A 12,993-nucleotide genomic window follows, 5' to 3' on the forward strand; every position below is an offset into this window, starting at 1 on the left:
ATAGCATTGAGCGGCAAAATTTCCAATATATATAGGACATTGCAAAAACATCTTACATGTGAGTTAGTTATTAAAATTCTGGCTTAATTATTGCTCTAAATAGCCAAAAAAATATCATGAAATATTCTTTACTCCTTGCATCTCTTTTCGTTATTATTTCATTCCAAAAATCATTATCTCAGGAGAACAATTTAGATGATATTGTTCCGGAAATTATCAAAAAAAACGGTGATAAGTTTGTAAAAAGTAAAAACATAAGTTCTGTCTCTATAGGGATCTATAAAGACGGGCGAATCTATACTGAGCACTTTGGAGAAATAGTGAAAGGCAAGAACAATCCTCCTAACGACAACACTATTTACGAAGTCGGTTCTATTTCAAAAACCATTACTGGTTATCTTGTTGCTAAAGCAGTTCTAGATAAAAAAATCAAACTAGAAGATGATATTAGAGTTTATCTAGATGGAAATTATCCAAACTTAGAATATAATGGAACACCAATAACAATAAAGCACCTAATAACGCATACAAGTGGTTTGCCCACTTTCCTTCCTTCTAGGATGAACGGATTATATGAAAAACTCACTAAAGAAGTACCCAATGAATATTTAGCATTAGAAAAATCATATGATAAAGAAAAATTCCTGAATGAATGAACAACTGTATCCATAACCACAAAACCTGGTGTTAATTATTTGTATTCTAATGCAGGTGCAGAATTAATAGGATGTATTTTAGAAAAGGTCTATCATAAAAGTATTGACGAGTTATTAAAAGAAAATTTCTCCGATACCTTTAATATGTCCGGGACAACAATTAAATTAGACTCTCTACAGTCTAAAAGCCTTGTTCGTGGATATTGGATGGACAGTGAAACACCTGCTCCCAATAATTTGAATCCTCTTTGGGGAACTGCAGGCGGAATTAAAATGACAATCACCGATATGATGGGCTATATCAAATTACAACTAGATGATAACAACCCCATAGTTTCTGAATCTCATAAAGCACTTTATGAGATACGCAGTCCATTACAAATAGGATATTACTGGAGAATTTGGAAAGATAAGTATGGAACTTCATACAATCATCACGGAGGAACAAGTGGTACTCAGAATTGGTTATTCATTTATCCAAAATATAATCTGGGCATATCCATTATAACGAATCAGAGTGGTCCTAAAACACCAAAATTACTAAATAAAACGGCTCAAAAAATGCTTAAAGAATTGATAAAAGAATAAAACCCTTAATAGAAGTATTCTGTATTTCTCGTTATAACGGAATCTTTTAACAAGGTTGATTGCAATTTGCTACCTTAGTGACTTTACTGGAATATCTTTAACAGAAAATTAGGTAACCTGCAAAGGATGTTCTACTTCATCAAAAAACAATAAATTGAAAAGAAAAAAAAATAAAATTTTTAAAATTATCGGTCTTGCGTTTGTAATTATATATTTAATTAATTGTGCAGGATTTTATTTTACCCAAGAAAAACACTTTTTTACTCCAAATAAGCTTTCGAAGGATCATAAATTTGAATCTAATAGGAATTTTGAAGAATTAAATTTCAAAACAAAAGATGATATCACCCTAAACAATCTCCTATTTAAAGTAGATCATCCCAAAGGTTTGGTATTCTATCTTCATGGTTCCGGTGGTTCCTTAGCCTCTCTTGAAAAAGAATCAGAAATATATACAGAGCTAGGTTATAATGTATTTATGATAGATTACAGAGGTTTTGGAAAGAGTGAAGGAAATATAACAAGTGAAGATCAATTATATGCAGATAACCAAATGTTATATGATGAATTAAAAAAGACTTATGCTGAAGAGGACATCATTCTAGTGGGATATTCTCTCGGAGCTGCCATGGCAGCTAAATTGGCTTCTACCAATAATCCAAAGCTATTAATAATGAAGGCACCCTTTTTCAATTTAAATGAAGCTATATCCGAACGGGTACAATTATTAAGTAAGTTTTTTCCTTTAGAAATGTTAAACAAATATAGTTTTAACAATAACGAGTTTATTCAAAAATGTAAAATGCCAGTTTTAATTTTTCATGGTACCAATGATAAGACCAATCATCATAGTGCATCATTACGACTCCAAAAACTTTTTAAACCAAAGGATAAATTGATCCTTCTAGAGGGTGAAGGGCACGATAATATTTCTAACAATACTCAATTTCAAAAGAACTTAAAAATACTCTTAGAAGATTAAAAAACTATAAAGGAATATATTTCTCATCATAACGGTTAAACGATTAATGGACTAGTTCTTGTATTTTTGATAATGAATGACATGTGCAGTACAAAAAAGATAGTACCAATGTACAGATTTACCCAAAAGTAAGCTAACAATTAAAATAATGATAAGAAAACTGATCTTAATAGTAGGATTAATAGTCATCATAATAGTATTCCTGAAATTCGGGAGGTCGATCTATATCCCCTTACTAAACAAAGTAAAAGGAAAAGAAACTGTTAAGTCAAGAATAGAGAGCATTGAAAAAGACGCTTGGAATCGACTCGAAAAAAATTTAGAGATAGCAGGTTATAAAATGGACTATCCAGAAGAGATTATTCTTGTTGCTTTTAAAGAGGAAAGAATACTACAGGTTTATTCGAAAGATTACAGTGGAATTAAACTAATTAAAGAATATCCTTTCACAGCATTTAGTGGTCAATTAGGTCCTAAGTTAGAAGAAGGTGACAAACAAATTCCTGAAGGTATCTATAAAGTAGAATATTTAAACCCTAACAGCTCATATTACTTATCCGTAAAAGTGAGTTATCCAAACGAATTCGACAAATCAAAAACTGAATTTACAAATATTTCGGAAATGGGTGGAGATATATTCATACATGGAAAATCTGCAACAATCGGATGCATTCCAATTGGAGATCAAGCCATAGAAGAAGTATTCTTATTGACACAAAAAGCGATAAACAACGATATTAAAGTAATTATTAGTCCTAGAGATTTTAGAATAAACTCAGAATACCCAAAAATTGAAAAAATTAATTGGGAAAATGAACTATACGAAATGATACATAACGAATTAAAAACACTACCTAACAACAGGTAAGGTTCATAGGTAGTAAACAAAGAAACTACAACTACTCTTTCAGCTAGTTATCATAGATCGGAAATTTCTCTAAATATCCCTCACTCTCCTACCCTTTTATTAAATTAGTATCTATAATAACCTAAATCCTTTTTAACCAGAATCTCACGATAAAGGAAATACACATTATGAATCGAAGAAAGTTTATAAAGACAGGAGCGATTAGTAGTGCATCCATACTTGCCTATCCTTCTATGAATTTCCACAATACTACTAATTATAAATTGGGATATCAGTTATTCTCCATAAGGGATAGAATGAAAACAGATCCCTTAGATACACTAAAGAAATTAAAATTAGCAGGGTATCAAGATTTTGAAATTTATGGATATGATGCAACTAAAAACAAAATTTATGGATTTAGTCCTAAAGAGTTTTACACAATATTAAATGATTTAGGGTTAACCGTTTCCAGCGGACATTATGGTTTTTCAGATTACTTAAACAAATCAGATGTAGTCCTAGAAAAATATGTTGACAAATGTATAGTAGCAGCCAAAGAACTAAACAGTAAATATATTACATGGCCTTGGTTAGATCCGAAACAGAGAACAATAGAAAATTTTAAACTACTGTCATCCAAATTAAACAAAATTGGCGAACAAGTATATAAATCAGGATTAGGTTTTGCGTATCATAATCATGGTTTCGAATTTGAAAAACATAATGGAACTAGCGGATATCAAATTATATTAAATGAAACGGATTCTGCACTTGTAAAACTTCAATTAGATATGTATTGGGTTATGCATTCATCTGATAAAACGCCAAAAGAAATTGTTGCTAGTCAACCGGGAAGAATCGTTATGTGGCATATAAAAGATATGGACAAACAAACTCGGGATTATACAGAATTAGGAAATGGCTCTATCAATTACAAAGAGGAATTACCAGATCCTAAACAGTCAGGACTAGATTTTTTTTATATAGAACAAGGTGGAAATTTTACCGTAAACTCTATGCAAAGCGCCATCGATAGCGCTAATTATTTTAATAAAAACTTAAAAGCCAAATTGTAGGAAGAAGTATTATTTGGTTATTGTAGTAAATAAGGCTTTAGATGATTCCATGACAAAATGATTGTTCTTACCTTATTAGTAAAAAAAATACTCGTCAAATTTTCGGTTGCTGAATAAATTTCATCTTGAGTCCTTTGTGTAAAACAACAAACAAATGAAATTTAAAGACTTACACAATCAAGAAAAGCCATTACTTATTGGAAATGTATGGGATGTTACCAGCACCAAAACTGCCGAAAAATTGAATTTCCAAGCCATTGGTACTTCTAGTTCTGCAATTGCTCAAATTTTAGGATATAGAGATGGAGAGGAAATGGAATTTTCCGAAATGGAATATATGGTGAAGAGAATAGCTCTAAACACAAAACTTCCATTGTCAGTAGATTTAGAATCAGGATATGGTGATAAACCAAAAGAAATTGTTGATCGAATTAAAAGATTAGTTACGTTAGGAGTGGTTGGAATTAATATTGAAGATAGCTTAGTTACCCAAAAAAGAATTCTATTAGAAGCTGATAGATTTGCAAACACAATAGCCGAAATAAAAGAACTTTTAGAAAAAGATAAGATTGATATTTTTCTAAATGTGAGAACAGATACATTTATCCTACTTCAGGAAAACATCATTGAAGAAACAAAAAAAAGAATTCAGCTATACGAAGATGCTGGCGCTGATGGAATTTTCATACCTTGTATTGAAAAAGAAGTAGATATCAAAACAATCGTTGATTCAACTAATTTACCACTTAATGTGATGTCCATGCTTAATCTCCCAGACTTTGATACACTATCCAAATTAGGTGTAAAACGAATAAGTAGTGGTAATTTCCTTTTTGATAAAATGTATCGTCTATTTGAGCAAATAACGGGAACAGTTTTAAACGAAAAATCATTTAATCCCATTTTTTAATGCTTATTACTGACAACAAAAAAATAGAATTATACTACCAAGCTTTACTAGAAAGGAATCAAAGCTTTGTAGGTATCTTTTTTGTTGGTGTAAAAACAACCTCTGTTTTTTGTATTGCTACTTGTAGAGCACGAAAGCCAAAAAAGGAAAATGTTGAGTTTTACACTACTTTTAAAGAAGCTTTAAATAATGGTTACAGACCTTGTAAAGTTTGTAAGCCAACACAAAATGCAAATCAAGCACCAGAACAAGTCGAAAGTGCAATTATATTAGTAAAAGAAAACCCTAAAGAGAAAATAACGGATTATCAGTTAAGACAAAAAGGTATTAGCCCAGAAGTGGTTAGAAGGTGGTTTAAAAAAAATTATGGTATGACTTTTCATGCATATCAAAGAATGTATAGAATTAATAATGCTTTTCAAGAACTTAAACAAGGAAAGAAAACTACAGCCACCGCTTTCGATACTGGTTATGAATCACTAAGTGGTTTTGGGTATACTTTTAAAAAATTAGTAGGAAAATCACCAAAAAAGAGTGCAGAAGAAAATCTAATACTCATCAACCGTCTCACAACACCTTTAGGGCCAATGTTTGTTTGTGCAACTAATAATGGAATTTGTTTACTAGAGTTTGTTGACAGAAGAATGCTGGAAACAGAATTTAAAGACTTACAAAAGTTATTAAAAGCAAATATCATCTCTGGGGAAAATGAATATATCAAGCAAGTCAAAAAAGAGATTAAAGAATACTTTGATGGTTCTAGAAAAACTTTTGATGTAAAGCTCGAAACCCCAGGAACTGATTTTCAGAACTTAGTTTGGAAATGTTTGCAGCAAATAGCATATGGAACAACGACAACGTATGAAAAACAAGCTAAAAAGATCAATAATCCAAAAGCAATTAGAGCAGTCGCCTCGGCGAATGGTTATAATCGTATTGCGATTATCGTACCTTGTCATAGAGTAATCGGAAAAAATGGAAAAATGACTGGCTACGGAGGAGGAATTGAACGAAAAAAATGGTTAATTGAACACGAATATAAAAATGCCAGTAGATAACAACAAATGAAAAACATTTTTAAAGCCCACTGAAAAAATAAAAAGTTTTACATTAGTTTAAATAGCAATTTATAATGTCATTATACAAAAAAGTAGCAACTATCGGTGGTCGATTTTTTAAGTTGAAAACCCTATTTAAGTACGGTTTCAATTATTCGCCAATGTACAGAAGAAGTACGGCAAGAGTAATTGAAGTTTCAGAAGACTTACTAGAAGTAAAAATAAAACTTCCTATAAGTTATAAGAATAGAAATTATGTAAACTCTATTTTTGGTGGAAGTATGTTTTCTGCGGTAGATCCGATACCAATGGTTCAACTAATTAATCTTCTGGGTGACGATTATGTAGTCTGGGATAAATCTGCTGAAATCTTCTTCAAAAAACCCGCTAAAGAAGATTTATATGCACGTTTTACTTATACAACAGAAGAACTAGACTCCATTAAACAGCAAGTCTCAGAAAAAAATGAAATCGAAATTTTGAAAAACACAGTACTCACTAATAAAAATGAAGTAACCATCTTTTGTGAAGTAAAAAAAACAATCTATGTTGCTAATAAGAACTACTACAAACAAAAGCGAAAGCAAGCTAGAACTGCACTGAAATAAACCGTCTAATTGCAACTACTAAACCTCATTAAAGGTTACATTGTGTTTTACAATTTCCTCTTGTATATACTGGATTTTCTTACCTGTCCATACTTTGTCCATAGCAAAAACTAGGTGCAGGTAGTATTTTGAAATAGGTTTGCCTTGTTGAATCTAAAAAACAAAATATTATGAAAACATTAAAGTTCACAATCTTTATTTCAGTATTGTTAGCATTTGCTACTGCTTGTAGTACCGACGATGGCATTCTAGAGCCACAAACAGAATCTTTTAAAGTAAAAGCAGTCTCCATTGTCTCACGACAATTTCCGGATACAGAAGGAGAAGCTCTCGAACTTTATGGAAGAATCAGTACTACTATAGCAGTTGGCGATACTACCGAAGAACATATTTTATGGGAACGAAATCGCGACTTTTTCGAATCAATAGGTACTCAAGAATTCTTGATCAATTCCGAAGGGTCTGAACATACTTTTACGATTACCGAAGATGAAATACTAAATGGAGCTGAATTTAGATTTTATACGCAAATGTATGATCGAGATCCAGATGGGAATATCGATGATTATTTAGGAAATGAACTTCGATCTCAATTTGTACAAGTTTTTCGCACAGTGTCCAATGAAAATAACCCTGTAGAATTCGAATTTAGACTTACAGAATTTACTGGAGTAGATGTACGAGTTCGGTTTTCTGTTGAACATATACGATAAACACTATTAAGGAGGTAATTTATAACTCTATGCATAAGCAACATTTGCTCTGTTTTGGTTAATTCAGGGTAACATTTAGCAGCATTAGGATACTTATATAAAATGTTGACTACAATTTTTATATATTTCTAATGTAACTTTACCTTTATGAAAAAAGAAACTATTGGCTTCTTGATATTTAAATATGGAATCTACGTTATTTTAGGAGGATTACTTTTAATGAGAGTCTGTGGGTATTCTATTGAAGAATTCATTCACAGCTACAAAGCAAAAAACGAAATGGAAACTATTCATTATGGCGGATCTGTTTCCGAGGTTAATAAGTATATTGAAATGAGGAATAAAAAAGTTGAAGAGCTTAATTATTTAATTTCAGAAAAAGCAAAACAACTTAATTCTATTCTATACTACACAAATGATACAACCAAAATAAACTCTGCAAAAATTCGTGCAAACAGAGAATATAGAAGCCAATATGTTAATCCTTCTCAAATTGGTAGAAATTATATTGCTGAATCAGAAGAAACTTTAAGATACATAAATGAATTTCAAAAAAAGGAAGATAGTTTAGGTTATAATATTTTTATTGATCGAGGAAAAGGGAATGAATTTCTTGCTAATATTTTCGAAAAAAAATTAAGTAGTACCATACATCTCAAAAACATCAATAAAAAAGATTCTAAAAACAAATATAAGGTGATTCAACTTTATTACTATTCCGATAAGGCAAAACAACGATTGACCGAACAAATAGAGAATAGAAAGGCAACTTGGTTTGTTGCAGTTGGTACAACACCTAAAAAAGAAATAGCATTATTAGATGAAATACAATTTTCTACAACTGTTTTTACAGAAGAAGAGCTTCAAAATCAAAAATTAAATCATAATGGTCTTAAATCACTATTTGCTCCAAGTGTAAATTTATCAAAAGAAAGTACCTTCTACTTTATTTGTTACAATAAAAAAATGGACAAACTTACTTTTTCAAAAAAAGCAGAACTTTTTAAAACTATGTTCTTGAAGAAGCAACCCACTTTAGAAGGAAAGATTAAATCTGTAAAAGTTAACTTCGATTAAGCTACTATTAATGAAGAGAATATGTTTTCTTTAAAAAAGTAATTAGATATAGGATAAACTATGCTTACTCATAAATCCCATTTAGATAATCTTCTTTTTCGCTCAATCGTTGATATCTGATTTCAAAAAGCTCCTTGTTTTCGGAAGTACCTTTTATTTGTTTGTCATTAAAGTCCACATCGATAAGTCGCTGCAAGCCGAATGCGGTAGGTGTTTCAAAACCCAAACTAATTTTTTCATCTTTAATCATATAAAACCCAACATACATAGTATCCTGTGCAGATAATACCAACTGGCTATTATGTTCAAAAAATAACATGGGCTTTTTACCGATACTACCCTTTCTCAGATTAATCACAGAATCATTAACTTTTATAGTATTCACCTCATAAGAACCAACAATCTTGTGTTTTACACTAAACATGGATTTCACATAAATTGAAAATACAAAGTAACCAACCGATAGTACTACTAGAAATATATATGGGAATAATCGAAGAAATTTGTATTTCGGTTTTGATATTACGCCATTAACCTTCCCTCCTAGTTTTATAAAGAATTGATAAATGTCTTTGTAATATTCTAGTAACAATAATAAAGTTATTACTAAATCAAAAGTAATATGACCAATGGCAAAAAGAACCTCAAACTCAATGTTTAGAACAAAAATATTAAGACATACTCCAAGAGATAATAGTAAAGCTATGAGCCGAGTTCTAGGAAAAAGTATCAGTGCACCTATCAAAAATTCTGAGATCCCTATGAACAAATTGTAGTTATAAGAACGCCCAAAAAAAGACCACATATGTTGAAACTTAGAAACTTCAGCCAGGTAAACAAAGGATTCTGAATGTAACTGACGAAATTGCATATGCAACAATTTGGGGATAGCGAAAGTTATCATTTTAGAAGAAAGACTGTATATCGCTATATACTTAAGAACGTTTATAATTTTTTTGAAAGTAGATTTTTGCATTCGTTGTTTTGTTTACATCATCAACGAACCAATCCAAAAATTGTAACAGACAAATTAGAAATCAATTATAGAAGAGAATAAACAGACCATCATTAAAACACTAATAATCAAAACAATAAATTCACTACAAAAAGAAAAAACAATTACTCAATTTATTGACTTAGGTCAAATAGTTTGGTTTAAAACAGCATTAGTTTTGTTACTATAAATTAAAAAACACAAAATGATAATTGCACAATTAGATAAATTAGAAACATTTGGCATCAATAGTGAAGAACGGTTAGAAAATGCAATAACACATCTTCAAAACGGAAATGGAGTTATCTTAGTCGATGATGAAAATAGAGAGAATGAAGGTGATTTAATATTTTCTGCACATACCATGACTATCAATCAAATGGCTTTAATGATTAGAAAATGTAGTGGTATCGTATGTTTATGTATGACAAATAAAAAAGCTAACCAACTTGATTTACCCTATATGGTAGAAGAAAATACTAGTAGTTTTCAAACACCCTTTACAATAAGTATTGAATCCAAAGAAGGAGTAACCACTGGAGTTTCTGCTAAAGACAGATTAACAACAATTCAGGTAGCTAGCAATGAAAACGCTAAAAATAGTGATTTAGTAAAACCTGGGCATATCTTTCCTTTAAGAGCTAATGATAATGGAGTATTAGCAAGAAAAGGACATACAGAAGGAAGTATAGATCTAATGAAACTAGCGGGACTAAAACCTGAAGCTGTCTTATGCGAAATCATGAATGATGATGGAACAATGGCCAAAGATGATTCCATACTACAGTTTGCTAAAGAGCATAATTTGAGCGTATTATCAATTCAGGATATTGTTCAATATCGTAAATTTGTAAGAGACTATAAGTAAATGACAGACTATAAAGAACTCTCCAACTTCATAAAAAAGAATATCGACATTAACGATGAAGATTTAAAAGTTGTTTTATCATATTTTAAATCCATAAATAAAAACAAGAATGATATTTTATTACCTAAAGGTAAAAATAGTCAGGTAAGTTATTTCGTCGTAAAAGGTTGTTTACGTTTATTTTATATAGATGAAGAAGGCAAGGATATCACACGATATATTGCCTTCGAAAATCAATTTGCAACAGAATTAGTAAGTTTTATTACGAACCAACCAGCTCAAGAATCTATTCAAGTTATTGAAAACAGTGAACTTTTATATATTACTCACAGAGATTTCAGACATCTGATAAAAACGATTCCCAAATGGAAAGATTTTTATAATATTTATTTAGAAAAAGCCTATGTAAATAATTCCAAGAGATTAATTTCTTTTACTACCTTAAATGCATTAGAGCGTTATGAGCAATTATTTGATGTAAATCCAGATATTGTGAAACGTTTACCTAATAAAGTAGTCGCCTCTTATATAAATATATCGCATGAAACGTTAAGCAGAATTAAGTCTAAATTTCTTTTAAAAAATGAAATCAGCTAAGACAGAAAAAGAACAATTAGCAGCATATTTTAGACGATATGGAAAAATATCAATTCCTGACATTGACTACTTTTTTACCCTAATGCAAATAAAAGAGTTCTCTAAATCTGAATTTATCTTAGAAGCTGGAAAAACTTGTAAACATCACTATTTCATTTCCAAAGGCTTGACCAGAACCCTTTATATAGATCATAAGGGGTCTGAGAAAATAACCCAATTTGCCATAGAAAATTGGTGGCTTACGAATTGGGATAGTTACAAACAATGGAAAACCAAAAACAAAAGTTAAATGCTACAATTTTATTTCCCTTCCTGGTGAAATTATTTCAATAATTCTTTTGTCTTGCTACTCCTCACGCACCATAGATTTTATAAAAATCAACACCAAATAATATTTTCATAAAATCTTTTTCCTTATTTTTCTTATTCGTTTGTCTTAAACATACTTATAAAATCAAATAACTAACTATACGACAATTCATATTCGTAAAACCAACTAATTCTCGTGAAACAATTTTTTATTTGTATACTTCTTTTCCAATTATTGAGTTGTAAAACAGATTCTAACACTAGTTCCAATATCAAAAATGAATCTAAAACTACCGCAGATAACTCTTCGGTAAACAATACCGAAATTAGATACGTCATTGCTAGATCAGGTCTCAATTATAGAAAAACACCAAAGGGAAAAATCTTAGGAAAGTTTGAATTTGGTCAAAAATTACAGATTGTAGAGCATACAAATATATTTGATGAAATTGTTGACGAGAACAAACACATATCGGGAGAATGGGTTGGAGTTCAAATAGAAAAGGAATCTGATGTAAAATATGTATTCGATGGTTTTATCACGAAGAAAAAGGAGTTTGACCATATTGGTAATAACATCGAAAACCTTATCCCCTACGGTTATGAAATAGAATATAAAACAGAAGGAGATTTAAATGGAGATAACATAGACGATATTGTTACGGTGATAAGAAAGACAGAAAACTTTAATGGGAATCGAATTGTAATGGTATTCTTAAAAAAGGAAAATAGTTATAAGATTGATAAAGTTTCTAACACAGTTTTTCCAAATAAGTTTTTTTCTAATGAAAGTGATATGGAAACTTATTATCAGGAGGATATCAATATTTCAAATAAAGAACTAAAGATTCAATTATATGGAACAGGACCTGTTGGTAATAACTTGTCTACGTTTAAATATGATGACAAGAAACTAATTTTAACTCATATCGAAACCTATAATGTTGGTGCTGGAAGTCATCATAGTCTAAACTTTGATGTAATTAATAGCAAACTAATTGAAGAAGTTACCAATACCATGGAAGAAGACATGCCTACATCAACGCAAACTTTTATAATCCCTAAACAAGAGTATCTTTTCGAAAAATGTAGTCCCGAAGATATTATAAGTGACGTTTATCGTAGTACCAGTAATGCTAATCAGATTGATTAAACAATACGAAAGGTAAATTCAAAAAAAATCAATATTGAAAGAGTTAAAAATAAAGAAAGGACAGATCCTCCAAAGAGAAGGTGAACTAAACTCAAAGATTTATCTTGTGAAATCTGGATTGCTTAGAAGTTATTCTATTGACAAAAATGGTAAAGAAAATATATTTATGTTCGCCCCTGAGGGATGGGTAATTGCTGATACCTGTTCCCCTGACGTTAAATCAGAATTGTTTATCGATACTCTAGAAGATTCTATTATAGTCGTTTTAAATAAAGATCTCGAAAGAGAAAAGCAAAATATAGGTGCGCTCACAAAAAGATTGCATGTTTTACAAAAACGTATTTTAATGCTCATTAGTACGAACGCCATTGAACGTTATGAGAACTTCATCGAAACATATCCTGATATTGCTCAGCGTGTTCCACAACATATGATCGCTTCTTACATTGGTGTTAATCCAGAAACCCTTAGTGCTGCCAAATCTAAACGTATAAAAAAAGATCGTTAACATATTTCTTATGAAATCATAATGCACAGATTTTCTACCAGATTTA

General features: G+C 30.6%; 14 protein-coding genes and 1 pseudogene. 14 read left to right on the top strand and 1 reads right to left on the bottom strand.

Annotation, left to right across the window (positions count from 1 at the left end; translation table 11 throughout):
- Positions 1-116 precede the first annotated feature (116 nt).
- From Q1B37_RS15220 to Q1B37_RS15260, 9 genes and pseudogenes are all read left to right on the top strand, one after another.
- Positions 117-1,244: pseudogene (locus Q1B37_RS15220) on the top strand (serine hydrolase domain-containing protein).
- Between the two features lie 154 nt (positions 1,245-1,398).
- A complete protein-coding gene (locus Q1B37_RS15225) occupies positions 1,399-2,226 on the top strand; it encodes an alpha/beta fold hydrolase (protein ID WP_299899786.1) in 828 nt (275 codons plus the stop codon).
- 148 nt (positions 2,227-2,374) lie between these two features.
- A complete protein-coding gene (locus Q1B37_RS15230) occupies positions 2,375-3,094 on the top strand; it encodes a L,D-transpeptidase family protein (RefSeq protein ID WP_299899787.1) in 720 nt (239 codons plus the stop codon).
- A gap of 167 nt (positions 3,095-3,261) precedes the next feature.
- A complete protein-coding gene (locus Q1B37_RS15235) occupies positions 3,262-4,152 on the top strand; it encodes a sugar phosphate isomerase/epimerase (protein ID WP_299899789.1) in 891 nt (296 codons plus the stop codon).
- A 154-nt stretch (positions 4,153-4,306) separates the two neighbouring features.
- On the top strand, positions 4,307-5,062 hold the full coding sequence (locus Q1B37_RS15240; protein WP_299899794.1) for an isocitrate lyase/phosphoenolpyruvate mutase family protein: 756 nt from the start codon (positions 4,307-4,309) through the stop codon (positions 5,060-5,062).
- Positions 5,062-6,120, top strand: coding sequence for a bifunctional transcriptional activator/DNA repair enzyme AdaA (locus Q1B37_RS15245; RefSeq protein ID WP_299899796.1), 1,059 nt, complete (start codon positions 5,062-5,064; stop codon positions 6,118-6,120). The genes Q1B37_RS15240 and Q1B37_RS15245 overlap by 1 nt, the downstream gene beginning before the upstream one ends.
- 74 nt (positions 6,121-6,194) lie before the next feature.
- On the top strand, positions 6,195-6,728 hold the full coding sequence (locus Q1B37_RS15250; protein ID WP_299899798.1) for a DUF4442 domain-containing protein: 534 nt from the start codon (positions 6,195-6,197) through the stop codon (positions 6,726-6,728).
- Between the two features lie 170 nt (positions 6,729-6,898).
- On the top strand, positions 6,899-7,441 hold the full coding sequence (locus Q1B37_RS15255; protein WP_299899800.1) for a hypothetical protein: 543 nt from the start codon (positions 6,899-6,901) through the stop codon (positions 7,439-7,441).
- Positions 7,442-7,588: 147 nt separating this feature from the next.
- The gene (locus tag Q1B37_RS15260) at positions 7,589-8,518 is read left to right on the top strand and encodes a hypothetical protein (RefSeq protein WP_299899801.1); all 930 of its coding nucleotides are present in this window, start codon (positions 7,589-7,591) and stop codon (positions 8,516-8,518) included.
- Positions 8,519-8,582: 64 nt separating this feature from the next.
- Here the strand turns inward: Q1B37_RS15260 and Q1B37_RS15265 are convergent, their stop codons facing one another.
- Positions 8,583-9,389 carry a hypothetical protein gene (locus tag Q1B37_RS15265; RefSeq protein ID WP_299899803.1) on the bottom strand — a complete coding sequence of 269 codons (807 nt, stop codon included), beginning with the start codon at positions 9,387-9,389 and terminating at the stop codon, positions 8,583-8,585.
- A 328-nt stretch (positions 9,390-9,717) separates the two neighbouring features.
- On the opposite strand from Q1B37_RS15265, the gene ribB reads away from it, so the two are divergent.
- From ribB to Q1B37_RS15290, 5 genes are all read left to right on the top strand, one after another.
- A complete protein-coding gene (ribB, locus tag Q1B37_RS15270; protein ID WP_299899805.1) occupies positions 9,718-10,380 on the top strand; it encodes a 3,4-dihydroxy-2-butanone-4-phosphate synthase in 663 nt (220 codons plus the stop codon).
- Complete coding sequence (locus Q1B37_RS15275) at positions 10,381-10,977, top strand: Crp/Fnr family transcriptional regulator (protein ID WP_299899807.1); 597 nt, start codon at positions 10,381-10,383, stop codon at positions 10,975-10,977. It abuts the gene before it with no gap.
- The gene (locus Q1B37_RS15280) at positions 10,964-11,266 is read left to right on the top strand and encodes a hypothetical protein (protein ID WP_299899809.1); all 303 of its coding nucleotides are present in this window, start codon (positions 10,964-10,966) and stop codon (positions 11,264-11,266) included. Before Q1B37_RS15275 ends, Q1B37_RS15280 begins: the two co-directional genes overlap by 14 nt.
- 216 nt (positions 11,267-11,482) lie before the next feature.
- Entirely contained in the window at positions 11,483-12,439 is a 957-nt protein-coding gene (locus Q1B37_RS15285) for a hypothetical protein (RefSeq protein WP_299899811.1), read from the top strand.
- Positions 12,440-12,473: 34 nt separating this feature from the next.
- Entirely contained in the window at positions 12,474-12,947 is a 474-nt protein-coding gene (locus Q1B37_RS15290) for a Crp/Fnr family transcriptional regulator (protein ID WP_299899813.1), read from the top strand.
- Positions 12,948-12,993: the final 46 nt, after the last annotated feature.

The sequence above is a fragment of the uncultured Aquimarina sp. genome, from assembly GCF_947492965.1.
GTDB lineage: Bacteria > Bacteroidota > Bacteroidia > Flavobacteriales > Flavobacteriaceae > Aquimarina.